General features: G+C 51.0%; 28 protein-coding genes and 1 pseudogene. 28 read left to right on the forward strand and 1 reads right to left on the reverse strand.

The features are described from left to right. From tuf to bfr, 3 genes and pseudogenes are all read left to right on the forward strand, one after another. Nucleotides 1–184, forward strand: a pseudogene (gene tuf, locus ACQUTI_RS25390) (elongation factor Tu); the annotation flags it as partial. Nucleotides 185–364: 180 nt separating this feature from the next. Further along, on the forward strand, nt 365–559 hold the full coding sequence (gene bfd, locus ACQUTI_RS25395) for a bacterioferritin-associated ferredoxin (protein ID WP_017900608.1): 195 nt from the start codon (nt 365–367) through the stop codon (nt 557–559). Between the two features lie 73 nt (nt 560–632). After that, nucleotides 633–1,109: a bacterioferritin gene (gene bfr, locus ACQUTI_RS25400; RefSeq protein ID WP_004206792.1), complete on the forward strand. Its 477-nt coding sequence runs from the start codon at nt 633–635 to the stop codon at nt 1,107–1,109. On the opposite strand, the gene ACQUTI_RS25405 is transcribed toward bfr, so the two are convergent. Continuing rightward, a complete protein-coding gene (locus tag ACQUTI_RS25405) occupies nt 1,093–1,578 on the reverse strand; it encodes a prepilin peptidase (RefSeq protein ID WP_004206793.1) in 486 nt (161 codons plus the stop codon). The two genes, bfr and ACQUTI_RS25405, sit on opposite strands and share 17 nt — an antisense overlap. A 383-nt stretch (nt 1,579–1,961) precedes the next feature. Between ACQUTI_RS25405 and rpsJ the strand changes: the two genes are divergently transcribed. The 25 genes from rpsJ to rpsK all read left to right on the forward strand — a co-directional run bounded on the left by rpsJ (nt 1,962) and on the right by rpsK (nt 13,523). Continuing rightward, the gene (rpsJ, locus tag ACQUTI_RS25410; protein ID WP_001181005.1) at nt 1,962–2,273 is read left to right on the forward strand and encodes a 30S ribosomal protein S10; all 312 of its coding nucleotides are present in this window, start codon (nt 1,962–1,964) and stop codon (nt 2,271–2,273) included. Between the two features lie 32 nt (nt 2,274–2,305). After that, nucleotides 2,306–2,935, forward strand: a complete 630-nt coding sequence (gene rplC, locus ACQUTI_RS25415) for a 50S ribosomal protein L3 (protein WP_002919796.1) — start codon at nt 2,306–2,308, stop codon at nt 2,933–2,935. A 10-nt stretch (nt 2,936–2,945) separates the two neighbouring features. Then, nucleotides 2,946–3,551 carry a 50S ribosomal protein L4 gene (gene rplD / locus ACQUTI_RS25420; protein ID WP_002919794.1) on the forward strand — a complete coding sequence of 202 codons (606 nt, stop codon included), beginning with the start codon at nt 2,946–2,948 and terminating at the stop codon, nt 3,549–3,551. Beyond that, complete coding sequence (rplW, locus tag ACQUTI_RS25425) at nt 3,548–3,850, forward strand: 50S ribosomal protein L23 (RefSeq protein WP_000617546.1); 303 nt, start codon at nt 3,548–3,550, stop codon at nt 3,848–3,850. The genes rplD and rplW overlap by 4 nt, the downstream gene beginning before the upstream one ends. Before the next feature lie 17 nt (nt 3,851–3,867). Further along, nucleotides 3,868–4,689, forward strand: a complete 822-nt coding sequence (gene rplB, locus ACQUTI_RS25430) for a 50S ribosomal protein L2 (RefSeq protein ID WP_002919786.1) — start codon at nt 3,868–3,870, stop codon at nt 4,687–4,689. A gap of 16 nt (nt 4,690–4,705) precedes the next feature. Further along, nucleotides 4,706–4,984 carry a 30S ribosomal protein S19 gene (gene rpsS, locus ACQUTI_RS25435; protein WP_001138115.1) on the forward strand — a complete coding sequence of 93 codons (279 nt, stop codon included), beginning with the start codon at nt 4,706–4,708 and terminating at the stop codon, nt 4,982–4,984. Nucleotides 4,985–4,998: 14 nt separating this feature from the next. Next, the gene (gene rplV, locus ACQUTI_RS25440) at nt 4,999–5,331 is read left to right on the forward strand and encodes a 50S ribosomal protein L22 (RefSeq protein WP_002919773.1); all 333 of its coding nucleotides are present in this window, start codon (nt 4,999–5,001) and stop codon (nt 5,329–5,331) included. A gap of 17 nt (nt 5,332–5,348) precedes the next feature. After that, on the forward strand, nt 5,349–6,047 hold the full coding sequence (rpsC, locus tag ACQUTI_RS25445; RefSeq protein ID WP_002919766.1) for a 30S ribosomal protein S3: 699 nt from the start codon (nt 5,349–5,351) through the stop codon (nt 6,045–6,047). 12 nt (nt 6,048–6,059) lie between these two features. Further along, nucleotides 6,060–6,470: a 50S ribosomal protein L16 gene (rplP, locus tag ACQUTI_RS25450; protein ID WP_002919759.1), complete on the forward strand. Its 411-nt coding sequence runs from the start codon at nt 6,060–6,062 to the stop codon at nt 6,468–6,470. Continuing rightward, a complete protein-coding gene (gene rpmC, locus ACQUTI_RS25455; protein WP_002919754.1) occupies nt 6,470–6,661 on the forward strand; it encodes a 50S ribosomal protein L29 in 192 nt (63 codons plus the stop codon). The genes rplP and rpmC overlap by 1 nt, the downstream gene beginning before the upstream one ends. Next, complete coding sequence (gene rpsQ / locus ACQUTI_RS25460) at nt 6,661–6,915, forward strand: 30S ribosomal protein S17 (protein WP_002919751.1); 255 nt, start codon at nt 6,661–6,663, stop codon at nt 6,913–6,915. Before rpmC ends, rpsQ begins: the two co-directional genes overlap by 1 nt. Before the next feature lie 165 nt (nt 6,916–7,080). After that, nucleotides 7,081–7,452: a 50S ribosomal protein L14 gene (gene rplN / locus ACQUTI_RS25465; RefSeq protein WP_002919748.1), complete on the forward strand. Its 372-nt coding sequence runs from the start codon at nt 7,081–7,083 to the stop codon at nt 7,450–7,452. A gap of 10 nt (nt 7,453–7,462) precedes the next feature. After that, nucleotides 7,463–7,777, forward strand: coding sequence for a 50S ribosomal protein L24 (gene rplX / locus ACQUTI_RS25470; protein ID WP_000729185.1), 315 nt, complete (start codon nt 7,463–7,465; stop codon nt 7,775–7,777). A 14-nt stretch (nt 7,778–7,791) separates the two neighbouring features. After that, entirely contained in the window at nt 7,792–8,331 is a 540-nt protein-coding gene (gene rplE, locus ACQUTI_RS25475; protein WP_001096200.1) for a 50S ribosomal protein L5, read from the forward strand. 14 nt (nt 8,332–8,345) lie between these two features. Continuing rightward, a complete protein-coding gene (gene rpsN / locus ACQUTI_RS25480; protein WP_002919667.1) occupies nt 8,346–8,651 on the forward strand; it encodes a 30S ribosomal protein S14 in 306 nt (101 codons plus the stop codon). 33 nt (nt 8,652–8,684) lie between these two features. After that, complete coding sequence (rpsH, locus tag ACQUTI_RS25485) at nt 8,685–9,077, forward strand: 30S ribosomal protein S8 (RefSeq protein WP_002919665.1); 393 nt, start codon at nt 8,685–8,687, stop codon at nt 9,075–9,077. A 12-nt stretch (nt 9,078–9,089) separates the two neighbouring features. Beyond that, nucleotides 9,090–9,623, forward strand: a complete 534-nt coding sequence (gene rplF, locus ACQUTI_RS25490; RefSeq protein ID WP_002919662.1) for a 50S ribosomal protein L6 — start codon at nt 9,090–9,092, stop codon at nt 9,621–9,623. A 9-nt stretch (nt 9,624–9,632) separates the two neighbouring features. Continuing rightward, the gene (gene rplR / locus ACQUTI_RS25495) at nt 9,633–9,986 is read left to right on the forward strand and encodes a 50S ribosomal protein L18 (RefSeq protein ID WP_000358960.1); all 354 of its coding nucleotides are present in this window, start codon (nt 9,633–9,635) and stop codon (nt 9,984–9,986) included. Nucleotides 9,987–10,000: 14 nt separating this feature from the next. Further along, the gene (gene rpsE / locus ACQUTI_RS25500; protein ID WP_002919545.1) at nt 10,001–10,504 is read left to right on the forward strand and encodes a 30S ribosomal protein S5; all 504 of its coding nucleotides are present in this window, start codon (nt 10,001–10,003) and stop codon (nt 10,502–10,504) included. Between the two features lie 3 nt (nt 10,505–10,507). After that, nucleotides 10,508–10,687, forward strand: coding sequence for a 50S ribosomal protein L30 (gene rpmD / locus ACQUTI_RS25505; RefSeq protein WP_001140434.1), 180 nt, complete (start codon nt 10,508–10,510; stop codon nt 10,685–10,687). A 3-nt stretch (nt 10,688–10,690) separates the two neighbouring features. Beyond that, a complete protein-coding gene (gene rplO / locus ACQUTI_RS25510; RefSeq protein ID WP_002919516.1) occupies nt 10,691–11,125 on the forward strand; it encodes a 50S ribosomal protein L15 in 435 nt (144 codons plus the stop codon). 7 nt (nt 11,126–11,132) lie between these two features. Next, nucleotides 11,133–12,464, forward strand: coding sequence for a preprotein translocase subunit SecY (secY, locus tag ACQUTI_RS25515; protein ID WP_002919515.1), 1,332 nt, complete (start codon nt 11,133–11,135; stop codon nt 12,462–12,464). A 33-nt stretch (nt 12,465–12,497) separates the two neighbouring features. After that, complete coding sequence (gene rpmJ / locus ACQUTI_RS25520) at nt 12,498–12,614, forward strand: 50S ribosomal protein L36 (protein WP_000868187.1); 117 nt, start codon at nt 12,498–12,500, stop codon at nt 12,612–12,614. Between the two features lie 146 nt (nt 12,615–12,760). After that, nucleotides 12,761–13,117 carry a 30S ribosomal protein S13 gene (rpsM, locus tag ACQUTI_RS25525; protein ID WP_002919259.1) on the forward strand — a complete coding sequence of 119 codons (357 nt, stop codon included), beginning with the start codon at nt 12,761–12,763 and terminating at the stop codon, nt 13,115–13,117. Nucleotides 13,118–13,133: 16 nt separating this feature from the next. Next, nucleotides 13,134–13,523 (forward strand): 30S ribosomal protein S11, encoded by a 390-nt coding sequence (gene rpsK / locus ACQUTI_RS25530; RefSeq protein WP_002919257.1) that lies wholly within the window; start codon nt 13,134–13,136, stop codon nt 13,521–13,523. The last annotated feature ends 29 nt before the right edge of the window (nt 13,524–13,552 follow it).

Raw genomic sequence — 13,552 nt, forward strand, 5'->3', positions numbered from 1 at the left:
TACAACTGACGTGACTGGCACCATCGAACTGCCGGAAGGCGTAGAGATGGTAATGCCGGGCGACAACATCAAAATGGTTGTTACCCTGATCCACCCGATCGCGATGGACGACGGTCTGCGTTTCGCAATCCGTGAAGGCGGCCGTACCGTTGGCGCGGGCGTTGTAGCTAAAGTTCTGGGCTAATTCGTTAGCTTTGAATAAAAAAGGGCGCTTCGGCGCCCTTTTTGCTGTCCGTCGTTCAGCGAAAAGGGCGGTGCTACTGGCGATTCATAACGTGCGCTGCGGCGGATAATGAGTAAATGGTCTATTGTAATCATAACTATTCTCATTTAATATTTGTGCATAAATTGAACGGGAGTTTATATGTACGTTTGTTTGTGCAATGGCATCAGCGATAAAAAAATTCGCCAGGTTGTCCGCCAGTTTCAACCGCAATCTTTTCAGCAATTACGTAAGTTTGTTCCCGTTGGAAATCAATGCGGTAAGTGTGTTCGCGCGGCGCGGGAAGTTATGGAAGATGAATTAACCACCATGCCGGAATTCAAAGAAATCGCCTGAAGTCCACGCTTCTCTTTTGACATCCCTATAGGCCGGACTACGCTTCAATGAGTGGAAGCGGAGGGACTATATAATGAAAGGTGATGTCAAAATCATAAGTTATCTCAATAAATTATTGGGAAATGAGCTGGTCGCAATTAATCAGTACTTTCTCCATGCGAGAATGTTCAAAAACTGGGGCCTGATGCGCCTCAACGATATCGAGTACCACGAATCCATCGACGAAATGAAGCATGCCGATAAATACATCGAGCGTATTCTTTTTCTCGAAGGTATCCCTAATCTGCAGGATCTCGGCAAACTTGGCATCGGTGAAGATGTGGAAGAGATGCTGCAGTCCGATTTAAGACTGGAGCTGGAAGGGGCGCAAAATCTGCGCGAGGCGATCGCCTACGCCGACAGCGTCCATGACTACGTCAGCCGCGATATGATGATTGAGATCCTGGCGGATGAAGAAGGCCATATTGACTGGCTGGAAACCGAACTCGATCTGATCGGCAAAATCGGCCTGCAAAATTACCTGCAGTCGCAGATCAAAGTGTCAGACTAGCCAGCGTCTGACACCCGCACCAGAAACCCGCGGCCGCCAGAAATGGCCCAAACGGCAGCGGGTTGTTCCCCCTCCATTTACTGCTCCCGCCGTACCTGGCGTGCAAACCTGATACTGCCCACACCGTGCCGGCGAGCAGCGATGCCACCAGTAGCAGCTGCGGCAACAATTGCCAGCCATGCCAGGCGCCTAGGGCGGCGAGATATTTGATATCCCCATACCCCAACCCCTCATAGCCGCGGATCCCGCGATATAGCCAGTAAAGCGCAGCCAAACATAGATAGCCGCCTATCGCCCCCCAGACGGCATCATGAAGCTGGTGCGGCGCCAGACAAAGATAAAAAAGCAAACCACTCCACAGCAGGGGACAGGTGTAACGGTCGGGCAGCAGGCCGTGACGCAGGTCCTGGTGGCATAAGGCTAAGGTCAATCCGCTATAACACAGCAAGAAGGGGAGGGCGGCGAGCATGGTTAACCCCGTAATCGTCAAAGAACATCGCCTCACTATGCTTATTGACCCCCGTTTGGTGCAAAAAGGACTTTCCAGGAATGGATGGCGCCATCCGCGTTAATTTGCCGTGTTTTCGGCACGTACAATTCTCTAGCGCGAAGGCGCGCAAATCCTGGTGATGATTTTCTAAACAGCACTTGCGTAGCGCCAGAATTTGCGTATAATGCGCGGGCCTGTCAAAGTTGACGGCCGGTTCAATATGAACCCTGGTAATCGCAGTTGGGTTATCAAACAATGTCCCCAATCGGGGGGCTATGTAAGAACGGTTACACTCTCCCATCAATCGTAATGGGTATGAGGAGTAATCATTTCGTCTATAAAATAATTGGAGCTCTGGTCTCATGCAGAACCAAAGAATCCGTATCCGCCTGAAAGCGTTTGATCATCGTCTGATCGATCAATCAACCGCGGAAATCGTCGAGACTGCTAAGCGCACTGGTGCGCAAGTCCGTGGTCCGATCCCGCTGCCGACCCGCAAAGAGCGCTTTACCGTTCTGATCTCCCCGCACGTCAACAAAGACGCGCGTGACCAGTACGAAATTCGCACTCACAAGCGTCTGGTTGACATCGTTGAGCCAACTGAAAAAACCGTTGATGCTCTGATGCGTCTGGATCTGGCTGCCGGTGTAGACGTGCAGATCAGCCTGGGTTAATCAGGTCATCGAGCGATTGAGAGGTTGAAACAATGATTGGTTTAGTCGGTAAAAAAGTGGGCATGACCCGCATCTTCACTGAAGATGGCGTTTCTATCCCAGTAACCGTAATCGAAGTTGAAGCAAACCGTGTTACTCAGGTTAAAGACCTGGCTAACGATGGCTACCGCGCAATCCAGGTTACCACCGGTGCTAAAAAAGCTAACCGTGTAACCAAGCCGGAAGCGGGTCACTTCGCTAAAGCTGGCGTTGAAGCTGGCCGTGGTCTGTGGGAATTCCGTCTGGCTGACGGCGAAGAATTCACCGTAGGTCAGAACATTAGCGTTGAACTGTTTGCTGACGTTAAAAAAGTTGACGTAACCGGTACCTCTAAAGGTAAAGGTTTTGCTGGTACCGTTAAGCGCTGGAACTTCCGTACCCAGGACGCTACTCACGGTAACTCCTTGTCTCACCGCGTTCCGGGTTCTATCGGTCAGAACCAGACTCCGGGCAAAGTGTTCAAAGGCAAGAAAATGGCAGGTCAGCTGGGTAATGAGCGTGTAACCGTTCAGAGCCTGGACGTAGTACGTGTTGACGCTGAGCGCAACCTGCTGCTGGTTAAAGGTGCTGTCCCGGGTGCGACCGGTAGCGACCTGATCGTTAAACCAGCTGTGAAGGCGTGAGGAGATAGCAATGGAATTAGTATTGAAAGACGCGCAGAGCGCGCTGACTGTTTCCGAAACTACCTTCGGTCGTGATTTCAACGAAGCGCTGGTTCACCAGGTTGTTGTTGCTTATGCAGCTGGTGCGCGTCAGGGCACTCGTGCTCAGAAGACTCGTGCTGAAATCACTGGCTCCGGTAAAAAACCGTGGCGCCAGAAAGGTACCGGCCGTGCGCGTTCTGGTTCTATCAAGAGCCCGATCTGGCGTTCCGGTGGCGTGACCTTTGCTGCTCGTCCGCAGGACCACAGTCAAAAAGTTAACAAGAAGATGTACCGCGGCGCGCTGAAAAGCATCCTGTCCGAACTGGTACGTCAGGATCGTCTGATCGTTGTCGAGAAGTTCTCTGTTGAAGCGCCGAAAACTAAGCTGCTGGCACAGAAACTGAAAGACATGGCTCTGGAAGATGTGCTGATCATCACCGGTGAGCTGGACGAGAACCTGTTCCTGGCCGCACGTAACCTGCACAAGGTTGACGTACGTGATGCGAACGGTATCGACCCGGTTAGCCTGATCGCCTTCGACAAAGTCGTAATGACTGCTGATGCTGTTAAGCAAGTTGAGGAGATGCTGGCATGATTCGTGAAGAACGTCTGCTGAAGGTGCTGCGCGCACCGCACGTTTCTGAAAAAGCGTCTACTGCGATGGAAAAAACAAACACCATCGTTCTCAAAGTTGCTAAAGACGCGACCAAAGCAGAAATCAAAGCTGCTGTGCAGAAACTGTTTGAAGTCGAAGTCGAAGTCGTTAACACCCTGGTTGTTAAAGGGAAAGTTAAACGTCACGGACAGCGTATCGGTCGTCGTAGCGACTGGAAAAAAGCTTACGTCACCCTGAAAGAAGGCCAGAATCTGGACTTCGTTGGCGGCGCTGAGTAAGTCGGAGGAGTAATACAATGGCAGTTGTTAAATGTAAACCGACATCTCCGGGTCGTCGCCACGTCGTTAAAGTGGTTAACCCAGAGCTGCACAAGGGCAAACCTTTTGCTCCGTTGCTGGAAAAAAACAGCAAATCCGGTGGTCGTAACAACAATGGCCGTATCACCACCCGTCATATCGGTGGTGGCCACAAGCAGGCTTACCGTATTGTTGACTTCAAACGCAACAAAGATGGTATCCCGGCAGTTGTTGAACGTCTTGAGTACGATCCGAACCGCTCCGCGAACATCGCGCTGGTTCTGTACAAAGACGGCGAGCGCCGTTACATCCTGGCCCCGAAAGGCCTGAAAGCTGGCGACCAGATTCAGTCTGGCGTTGATGCTGCAATCAAAGCAGGCAACACCCTGCCGATGCGCAATATCCCGGTTGGTTCTACCGTTCATAACGTAGAAATGAAACCAGGTAAAGGCGGTCAGCTGGCTCGTTCCGCTGGTACTTACGTTCAGATCGTTGCTCGCGACGGTGCTTATGTCACCCTGCGTCTGCGTTCTGGTGAAATGCGTAAAGTCGAAGCAGACTGCCGCGCTACTCTGGGCGAAGTTGGCAATGCTGAGCATATGCTGCGCGTTCTGGGTAAAGCAGGTGCTGCACGCTGGCGTGGTGTTCGTCCTACCGTTCGCGGTACTGCGATGAACCCAGTAGACCACCCACATGGTGGTGGTGAAGGTCGTAACTTTGGTAAGCACCCGGTATCCCCGTGGGGCCTGCAGACCAAAGGTAAGAAGACCCGCAGCAACAAGCGTACTGATAAATTCATCGTACGTCGCCGTAGCAAATAATTTTAGAGGATAAGCCATGCCACGTTCTCTCAAGAAAGGTCCTTTTATTGACCTGCACTTGCTGAAGAAGGTAGAGAAAGCGGTGGAAAGCGGAGACAAGAAGCCCCTGCGCACTTGGTCCCGTCGTTCAACGATCTTTCCTAACATGATCGGTTTGACCATCGCTGTCCATAATGGTCGTCAGCACGTTCCAGTATTTGTTTCCGACGAAATGGTCGGTCACAAACTGGGTGAATTCGCACCGACTCGTACTTATCGCGGCCACGCTGCTGATAAAAAAGCGAAGAAGAAATAAGGTAGGAGGAAGAGATGGAAACTTTAGCTCAACATCGCCATGCTCGTTCTTCTGCTCAGAAGGTTCGCCTTGTAGCTGACCTGATTCGCGGTAAGAAAGTGTCGCAGGCCCTGGATATTCTGACCTACACCAACAAAAAAGCTGCTGTACTGGTCAAGAAGGTACTGGAATCTGCCATTGCTAACGCTGAACACAACGATGGCGCTGACATTGATGATCTGAAAGTTGCGAAAATTTTCGTAGACGAAGGCCCGAGCATGAAGCGCATTATGCCGCGTGCTAAAGGTCGTGCAGATCGCATCCTGAAGCGCACCAGCCACATCACTGTGGTTGTGTCCGATCGCTGAGACTCTGGAGACTAGCAATGGGTCAGAAAGTACATCCTAATGGTATTCGCCTGGGTATTGTCAAACCATGGAACTCTACCTGGTTCGCGAACACCAAAGAATTCGCTGACAACCTGGACAGCGATTTTAAAGTACGTCAGTTCCTGACTAAAGAACTGGCTAAAGCGTCTGTATCTCGCATCGTTATCGAGCGTCCGGCTAAGAGCATCCGTGTGACCATTCACACCGCTCGCCCGGGTATCGTTATCGGTAAGAAAGGCGAAGACGTAGAAAAACTGCGCAAGGTCGTAGCGGATATCGCTGGCGTACCTGCACAGATCAATATCGCCGAAGTTCGTAAACCTGAACTGGACGCAAAACTGGTTGCTGACAGCATCACTTCTCAGCTGGAACGTCGCGTTATGTTCCGTCGTGCGATGAAGCGTGCTGTACAGAACGCAATGCGTCTGGGCGCTAAAGGTATCAAAGTTGAAGTTAGCGGCCGTCTGGGCGGCGCGGAAATCGCACGTACCGAATGGTACCGTGAAGGTCGCGTACCGCTGCACACTCTGCGTGCTGACATCGACTACAACACCTCTGAAGCGCACACCACTTACGGTGTAATCGGCGTTAAGGTATGGATCTTCAAAGGTGAGATCCTGGGTGGTATGGCTGCTGTTGAACAACCGGAACCGGCTGCTCAACCTAAAAAGCAGCAGCGTAAAGGCCGTAAATAAGGAGCGTCGCTGATGTTACAACCAAAGCGTACAAAATTCCGTAAAGTGCACAAAGGCCGCAACCGTGGTCTGGCGCAGGGTACGGATGTTAGCTTCGGCACTTTCGGTCTGAAAGCTGTTGGCCGTGGTCGTCTGACTGCACGTCAGATCGAAGCAGCACGTCGTGCTATGACCCGTGCAGTTAAGCGTCAAGGTAAGATCTGGATCCGTGTATTCCCGGACAAACCGATCACCGAGAAGCCGCTGGAAGTTCGTATGGGTAAAGGTAAAGGTAACGTGGAGTACTGGGTTGCCTTGATTCAGCCGGGTAAAGTCCTGTATGAAATGGACGGTGTACCGGAAGAGCTGGCCCGTGAAGCATTCGGCCTGGCAGCAGCGAAACTGCCGATCAAAACCACCTTTGTAACTAAGACGGTGATGTAATGAAAGCAAAAGAGCTGCGTGAAAAAAGCGTTGAAGAGCTGAACGCTGAGCTGCTGAACCTGCTGCGTGAGCAGTTCAACCTGCGCATGCAGGCTGCAAGTGGCCAGCTGCAACAGACTCATCTGCTGAAGCAAGTGCGTCGTGATGTTGCACGCGTTAAGACTTTACTGACTCAGAAGGCGGGTGCGTAATGACCGATAAAATCCGTACTCTGCAAGGTCGCGTAGTTAGCGACAAAATGGAGAAATCCATTGTTGTTGCTATCGAACGTATGGTGAAACACCCGGTTTACGGCAAATTCATCAAACGTACGACCAAACTGCACGTACATGACGAGAACAACGAATGCGGTATCGGCGACAAGGTTGAAATCCGCGAATGCCGTCCGCTGTCCAAGACTAAGTCCTGGACGCTGGTTCGCGTTGTAGAGAAAGCGGTTCTGTAATAGAGTACGCATTCTCGATACGGATAAACGGCTCAGCGATGAGCCGTTTATTTTTTCTACCCATATCTGGTTTGTGGTGTTATAATGCCGCGCCCTCGATATGGGGCTTTTTAACGACCCTAATTTTCGGGTCTCAGTAGTAGTTGACATTAGCGGAGCACTAAAATGATCCAAGAACAGACTATGCTGAACGTCGCCGACAACTCCGGTGCACGTCGCGTAATGTGTATCAAGGTTCTGGGTGGCTCGCACCGTCGCTACGCAGGCGTAGGCGACATCATCAAGATCACCATCAAAGAAGCAATTCCGCGTGGTAAGGTCAAAAAAGGTGATGTGCTGAAGGCGGTAGTGGTGCGCACCAAGAAGGGTGTTCGTCGCCCGGACGGTTCTGTCATTCGCTTCGATGGTAATGCATGCGTTATTCTGAACAATAACAGCGAGCAGCCTATCGGTACGCGTATTTTTGGGCCGGTAACTCGTGAACTTCGTACCGAGAAGTTCATGAAAATTATCTCTCTGGCACCAGAAGTACTCTAAGGAGCGAATCATGGCAGCGAAAATCCGTCGTGATGACGAAGTTATCGTGTTAACCGGTAAAGATAAAGGTAAGCGCGGTAAAGTTAAGAATGTCCTGTCTTCCGGCAAGGTCATTGTTGAAGGTATCAACCTGGTTAAGAAACACCAGAAGCCGGTTCCGGCTCTGAACCAACCAGGCGGCATCGTTGAAAAAGAAGCTGCAATTCAGGTTTCTAACGTTGCAATCTTCAATGCGGCAACCGGCAAGGCTGACCGTGTAGGCTTTAGATTCGAAGACGGCAAAAAAGTCCGTTTCTTCAAGTCTAACAGCGAAACTATCAAGTAATTTGGAGTAGTACGATGGCGAAACTGCATGATTACTACAAAGACGAAGTAGTTAAGAAACTCATGACTGAGTTTAACTACAATTCTGTCATGCAAGTCCCTCGGGTCGAGAAGATCACCCTGAACATGGGTGTTGGTGAAGCGATCGCTGACAAGAAACTGCTGGATAACGCAGCAGCTGACCTGGCAGCAATCTCCGGTCAAAAACCGCTGATCACCAAAGCACGCAAATCAGTTGCAGGCTTCAAAATCCGTCAGGGCTATCCGATCGGCTGTAAAGTAACTCTGCGTGGCGAACGCATGTGGGAGTTCTTTGAGCGCCTGATCACTATTGCTGTACCGCGTATTCGTGACTTCCGCGGCCTGTCCGCTAAGTCTTTCGACGGTCGTGGCAACTACAGCATGGGTGTCCGTGAGCAGATCATCTTCCCAGAAATCGACTACGATAAAGTCGACCGCGTTCGTGGTTTGGATATTACCATTACCACTACTGCGAAATCTGACGAAGAAGGCCGTGCTCTGCTGGCTGCCTTTGACTTCCCGTTCCGCAAGTAAGGTAGGGTTACTTAATGGCTAAGCAATCAATGAAAGCACGCGAAGTAAAGCGCGTGGCTTTAGCTGATAAATTCTTCGCTAAACGCGCTGAACTGAAAGCTATCATCTCTGATGTGAACGCAACCGACGAAGATCGTTGGAATGCCGTTCTCAAGCTGCAGACTCTGCCGCGTGATTCCAGCCCGTCTCGTCAGCGTAACCGCTGCCGTCAAACAGGTCGTCCGCATGGTTTCCTGCGGAAGTTCGGGTTGAGCCGTATTAAGGTCCGTGAAGCCGCTATGCGCGGTGAAATCCCGGGTCTGAAAAAGGCTAGCTGGTAATTGTCACCAATTGAATCACGGGAGTAAAGACAGATGAGCATGCAAGATCCGATCGCGGATATGCTGACCCGTATCCGTAACGGTCAGGCCGCGAACAAAGCTGCGGTCACCATGCCTTCCTCCAAGCTGAAAGTGGCAATCGCCAACGTGCTGAAGGAAGAAGGTTTTATCGAAGATTTTAAAGTTGAAGGCGACACCAAGCCGGAACTGGAACTGACTCTTAAGTATTTCCAGGGTAAAGCTGTTGTAGAAAGCATTCAGCGTGTCAGCCGCCCAGGTCTGCGCATCTATAAGAAAAAAGATGAGCTGCCGAAAGTTATGGCCGGTCTGGGTATCGCAGTTGTTTCTACCTCTAAAGGTGTTATGACTGATCGTGCAGCGCGCCAGGCTGGTCTTGGTGGCGAAATTATCTGCTACGTAGCCTAATCGGAGGAAAAAATGTCTCGTGTTGCTAAAGCACCGGTCGTTGTTCCTGCCGGCGTTGATGTAAAAATCAACGGTCAGGTTATTACGATCAAAGGTAAAAACGGCGAGCTGACTCGTACTCTCAACGATGCTGTTGAAGTTAAACATGCAGATAATGCACTGACCTTCGGTCCGCGTGATGGTTACGCAGACGGTTGGGCTCAGGCTGGTACCGCGCGTGCCCTGCTGAACTCAATGGTTATCGGTGTTACCGAAGGCTTCACTAAGAAGCTGCAGCTGGTTGGTGTAGGTTATCGTGCAGCGGTCAAAGGGAATGTAGTAAACCTGGCTTTAGGTTTCTCTCACCCGGTTGATCATCAGCTGCCTGCGGGTATCACTGCAGAATGTCCGACTCAGACTGAAATCGTGCTGAAAGGCGCTGATAAGCAGGTGATCGGCCAGGTTGCAGCAGATCTGCGCGCCTACCGTCGTCCTGAGCCTTACAAAGGCAAGGGTGTTCGTTACGCCGACGAAGTCGTGCGTACCAAAGAGGCTAAGAAGAAGTAAGGTAACACTATGGATAAGAAATCTGCTCGTATCCGTCGTGCGACCCGCGCACGCCGCAAGCTCCAGGAGCTGGGCGCAACTCGCCTGGTGGTACATCGTACCCCGCGTCACATTTACGCACAGGTAATTGCACCGAATGGTTCTGAAGTTCTGGTAGCTGCTTCTACTGTAGAAAAAGCTATCGCTGAACAACTGAAGTACACCGGTAACAAAGACGCTGCTGCAGCTGTGGGTAAAGCTGTCGCTGAACGCGCTCTGGAAAAAGGCATCAAAGATGTTTCCTTTGACCGTTCCGGGTTCCAATATCATGGTCGTGTCCAGGCACTGGCAGATGCTGCCCGTGAAGCTGGCCTTCAGTTCTAAGGTAGAGGTGTAAGATGGCTCACATCGAAAAACAAGCTGGCGAACTGCAGGAAAAGCTGATCGCGGTAAACCGCGTATCTAAAACCGTTAAAGGTGGTCGTATTTTCTCCTTCACAGCTCTGACTGTAGTAGGCGATGGTAACGGTCGCGTTGGTTTTGGTTACGGTAAAGCGCGTGAAGTTCCAGCAGCGATCCAGAAAGCGATGGAAAAAGCCCGTCGCAATATGATTAACGTCGCGCTGAACCACGGCACCCTGCAGCACCCGGTTAAGGGTACTCACACGGGTTCTCGTGTATTCATGCAGCCGGCTTCCGAAGGTACCGGTATCATCGCCGGTGGTGCAATGCGCGCCGTTCTGGAAGTCGCTGGGGTTCGTAACGTTCTGGCTAAAGCGTATGGTTCCACTAACCCGATTAACGTGGTTCGTGCAACTATCGACGGTCTGGAAAACATGAAGTCCCCGGATATGGTCGCTGCCAAGCGTGGTAAATCCGTTGAAGAAATTCTGGGGAAATAAACCATGGCAAAGACTATTAAAATTACTCAAACCCGCAGTGCAATCGGTCGTCTGCCGAAACACAAGGCAACGCTGCTTGGCCTGGGTCTGCGTCGTATTGGTCACACCGTAGAGCGCGAGGATACTCCTGCTGTTCGTGGTATGGTCAACGCGGTTTCCTTCATGGTTAAAGTTGAGGAGTAAGAGATGCGTTTAAATACTCTGTCTCCGGCCGAAGGCTCCAAAAAGGCGGGTAAACGCCTGGGTCGTGGTATCGGTTCTGGCCTCGGTAAAACCGGTGGTCGTGGTCACAAAGGTCAGAAATCTCGTTCTGGCGGTGGCGTACGTCGCGGTTTCGAGGGTGGTCAGATGCCTCTGTACCGTCGTCTGCCGAAATTCGGCTTCACTTCTCGTAAAGCGATGATCACCGCAGAGATCCGTCTCTCCGATCTGGCTCACGTAGAAGGCGATGTAGTAGACCTGAACGCGCTGAAAGCGGCTAACATTATCGGTGTCCAGATCGAGTTCGCGAAAGTGATCCTGTCTGGTGAGGTAACTCGTCCGGTAACTGTTCGTGGCCTGCGTGTGACTAAAGGTGCTCGTGCTGCTATCGAAGCTGCTGGCGGTAAAATTGAGGAATAAGTAGCAGATGGCTAAACAACCGGGATTAGATTTTCAAAGTGCCAAAGGTGGCCTTGGCGAACTGAAACGCAGACTTCTGTTTGTGGTCGGTGCGCTGATAGTGTTCCGTATTGGCTCTTTTATTCCGATCCCTGGTATTGATGCCGCTGTACTTGCCAAACTGCTTGAGCAACAGCGAGGCACCATCATTGAAATGTTCAACATGTTCTCTGGTGGTGCTCTCAGCCGTGCTTCTATCTTTGCACTGGGGATTATGCCGTACATTTCGGCATCAATCATCGTGCAGCTGCTGACGGTGGTTTATCAACCGCTGGCAGAACTGAAGAAAGAAGGGGAGTCTGGTCGTCGTAAGATCAGCCAGTACACCCGCTACGGTACTCTGGTGCTGGCGATATTCCAGTCGATCGGTATTGCTACCGGTCTGCCGAATATGCCTGGTATGCAGGGCCTGGTGATTAATCCAGGCTTTGCATTCTATTTCACCGCTGTTGTCAGTCTGGTCACAGGGACTATGTTCCTGATGTGGCTCGGCGAACAGATCACTGAACGCGGTATCGGTAACGGTATCTCGATCATTATCTTCGCCGGTATCGTTGCGGGACTCCCGCCGGCCATCGCCCATACTATCGAGCAAGCGCGTCAAGGCGACCTGCACTTCCTCCTGTTGCTGTTGGTTGCAGTATTAGTATTTGCAGTGACCTTCTTTGTTGTATTCGTTGAACGTGGTCAACGCCGCATTGTGGTAAACTACGCGAAACGTCAACAGGGTCGTCGTGTCTATGCTGCACAGAGCACACATTTACCGCTGAAAGTGAATATGGCGGGGGTAATCCCGGCAATCTTCGCTTCCAGTATTATACTGTTCCCGGCAACCATCACGTCATGGTTCGGGGGTGGTACTGGTTGGAACTGGCTGACAACAATTTCGCTGTATTTGCAGCCTGGGCAACCGCTTTATGTGTTACTCTATGCGTCTGCAATCATCTTCTTCTGTTTCTTCTACACGGCGTTGGTTTTCAACCCGCGTGAAACAGCAGATAACCTGAAGAAGTCCGGTGCATTTGTACCAGGAATTCGTCCGGGAGAGCAAACGGCGAAGTATATCGATAAAGTGATGACTCGCCTGACTCTGGTTGGTGCGTTGTACATTACTTTTATCTGCCTGATCCCGGAGTTCATGCGTGACGCGATGAAAGTGCCGTTCTACTTCGGTGGGACCTCGCTGCTTATCGTTGTTGTCGTGATTATGGACTTTATGGCTCAAGTGCAAACTCTGATGATGTCCAGTCAGTATGAGTCTGCATTGAAGAAGGCGAACCTGAAAGGCTACGGCCGCTAAAACTGGTCGCCCGAGAAGTTACGGAGAGTAAAAATGAAAGTTCGTGCTTCCGTCAAGAAATTATGCCGTAACTGCAAAATCGTTAAGCGTGATGGCGTCATCCGTGTGATTTGCAGTGCCGAGCCGAAGCATAAACAGCGCCAAGGCTGATTTTTTCGCATATTTTTCTTGCAAAGTTGGATTGAGCTGGCTAGATTAGCCAGCCAATCTTTTGTATGTCTGTACGTTTCCATTTGAGTATCCTGAAAACGGGCTTTTCAGCATGGTGCGTACATATTAAATAGTAGGAGTGCATAGTGGCCCGTATAGCAGGCATTAACATTCCTGATCACAAACATACCGTAATCGCTTTAACCGCTATTTTCGGTATCGGCAAAACCCGTTCTAAAGCCATCTGCGCTGAAACGGGCATCGCTGAAAATGTTAAGATCAGTGAGCTGTCTGAAGAACAAATTGATATTCTGCGTGAAGCAGTAGGTAAATTTGTCGTTGAAGGTGATCTGCGCCGTGAAATCACCCTGAGCATCAAGCGTCTGATGGACCTTGGTTGCTACCGTGGTTTGCGTCATCGTCGTGGTCTCCCGGTTCGCGGTCAGCGTACCAAGACCAACGCACGTACCCGTAAGGGTCCGCGTAAACCGATCAAGAAATAATCGGGGTGATTGAATAATGGCAAAGGCACCAATTCGTGCACGTAAGCGTGTAAGAAAACAAGTCTCTGACGGCGTGGCTCATATCCATGCTTCTTTTAACAACACCATCGTTACCATTACTGATCGTCAGGGTAACGCACTGGGTTGGGCAACAGCCGGTGGTTCCGGTTTCCGTGGTTCTCGCAAATCCACTCCGTTCGCAGCTCAGGTTGCAGCAGAGCGTTGCGCAGAAGCCGTAAAAGAATACGGCATCAAGAATCTGGAAGTTATGGTCAAAGGTCCGGGTCCGGGTCGCGAATCTACCATTCGTGCACTGAACGCCGCTGGTTTCCGCATCACTAATATTACTGATGTGACTCCGATCCCTCATAACGGTTGTCGTCCGCCGAAAAAACGTCGCGTATAACGCTGCGTTTTCCAGGTTAGTTGGAGAAA

Source organism: Klebsiella sp. 7-CIP_Kleb. (assembly GCF_050378655.1).
GTDB classification, from domain to species: domain Bacteria; phylum Pseudomonadota; class Gammaproteobacteria; order Enterobacterales; family Enterobacteriaceae; genus Klebsiella; species Klebsiella quasipneumoniae.

What these genes read in the sequence shown, in the direction of transcription:
- rplR (WP_000358960.1), top strand. Translation starts at nt 9,633, where the DNA reads ATGGATAAGAAATCTGCTCGTATCCGTCGTGCGACCCGCGCACGCCGC.
- rplV (WP_002919773.1), top strand. Translation starts at nt 4,999, where the DNA reads ATGGAAACTTTAGCTCAACATCGCCATGCTCGTTCTTCTGCTCAGAAG.
- rpsQ (WP_002919751.1), top strand. Translation starts at nt 6,661, where the DNA reads ATGACCGATAAAATCCGTACTCTGCAAGGTCGCGTAGTTAGCGACAAA.
- secY (WP_002919515.1), top strand. Translation starts at nt 11,133, where the DNA reads ATGGCTAAACAACCGGGATTAGATTTTCAAAGTGCCAAAGGTGGCCTT.
- rplW (WP_000617546.1), top strand. Translation starts at nt 3,548, where the DNA reads ATGATTCGTGAAGAACGTCTGCTGAAGGTGCTGCGCGCACCGCACGTT.
- bfr (WP_004206792.1), top strand. Translation starts at nt 633, where the DNA reads ATGAAAGGTGATGTCAAAATCATAAGTTATCTCAATAAATTATTGGGA.
- rplN (WP_002919748.1), top strand. Translation starts at nt 7,081, where the DNA reads ATGATCCAAGAACAGACTATGCTGAACGTCGCCGACAACTCCGGTGCA.
- rpmC (WP_002919754.1), top strand. Translation starts at nt 6,470, where the DNA reads ATGAAAGCAAAAGAGCTGCGTGAAAAAAGCGTTGAAGAGCTGAACGCT.
- rplD (WP_002919794.1), top strand. Translation starts at nt 2,946, where the DNA reads ATGGAATTAGTATTGAAAGACGCGCAGAGCGCGCTGACTGTTTCCGAA.
- rplP (WP_002919759.1), top strand. Translation starts at nt 6,060, where the DNA reads ATGTTACAACCAAAGCGTACAAAATTCCGTAAAGTGCACAAAGGCCGC.
- rpsJ (WP_001181005.1), top strand. Translation starts at nt 1,962, where the DNA reads ATGCAGAACCAAAGAATCCGTATCCGCCTGAAAGCGTTTGATCATCGT.
- rpsE (WP_002919545.1), top strand. Translation starts at nt 10,001, where the DNA reads ATGGCTCACATCGAAAAACAAGCTGGCGAACTGCAGGAAAAGCTGATC.
- ACQUTI_RS25405 (WP_004206793.1), bottom strand. Translation starts at nt 1,578, where the DNA reads ATGCTCGCCGCCCTCCCCTTCTTGCTGTGTTATAGCGGATTGACCTTA.
- rplF (WP_002919662.1), top strand. Translation starts at nt 9,090, where the DNA reads ATGTCTCGTGTTGCTAAAGCACCGGTCGTTGTTCCTGCCGGCGTTGAT.
- rpmJ (WP_000868187.1), top strand. Translation starts at nt 12,498, where the DNA reads ATGAAAGTTCGTGCTTCCGTCAAGAAATTATGCCGTAACTGCAAAATC.
- rpsS (WP_001138115.1), top strand. Translation starts at nt 4,706, where the DNA reads ATGCCACGTTCTCTCAAGAAAGGTCCTTTTATTGACCTGCACTTGCTG.
- rpsK (WP_002919257.1), top strand. Translation starts at nt 13,134, where the DNA reads ATGGCAAAGGCACCAATTCGTGCACGTAAGCGTGTAAGAAAACAAGTC.
- rpsN (WP_002919667.1), top strand. Translation starts at nt 8,346, where the DNA reads ATGGCTAAGCAATCAATGAAAGCACGCGAAGTAAAGCGCGTGGCTTTA.
- rplC (WP_002919796.1), top strand. Translation starts at nt 2,306, where the DNA reads ATGATTGGTTTAGTCGGTAAAAAAGTGGGCATGACCCGCATCTTCACT.
- rpmD (WP_001140434.1), top strand. Translation starts at nt 10,508, where the DNA reads ATGGCAAAGACTATTAAAATTACTCAAACCCGCAGTGCAATCGGTCGT.
- bfd (WP_017900608.1), top strand. Translation starts at nt 365, where the DNA reads ATGTACGTTTGTTTGTGCAATGGCATCAGCGATAAAAAAATTCGCCAG.
- rpsC (WP_002919766.1), top strand. Translation starts at nt 5,349, where the DNA reads ATGGGTCAGAAAGTACATCCTAATGGTATTCGCCTGGGTATTGTCAAA.
- rpsH (WP_002919665.1), top strand. Translation starts at nt 8,685, where the DNA reads ATGAGCATGCAAGATCCGATCGCGGATATGCTGACCCGTATCCGTAAC.
- rplO (WP_002919516.1), top strand. Translation starts at nt 10,691, where the DNA reads ATGCGTTTAAATACTCTGTCTCCGGCCGAAGGCTCCAAAAAGGCGGGT.
- rplB (WP_002919786.1), top strand. Translation starts at nt 3,868, where the DNA reads ATGGCAGTTGTTAAATGTAAACCGACATCTCCGGGTCGTCGCCACGTC.
- rplX (WP_000729185.1), top strand. Translation starts at nt 7,463, where the DNA reads ATGGCAGCGAAAATCCGTCGTGATGACGAAGTTATCGTGTTAACCGGT.
- rplE (WP_001096200.1), top strand. Translation starts at nt 7,792, where the DNA reads ATGGCGAAACTGCATGATTACTACAAAGACGAAGTAGTTAAGAAACTC.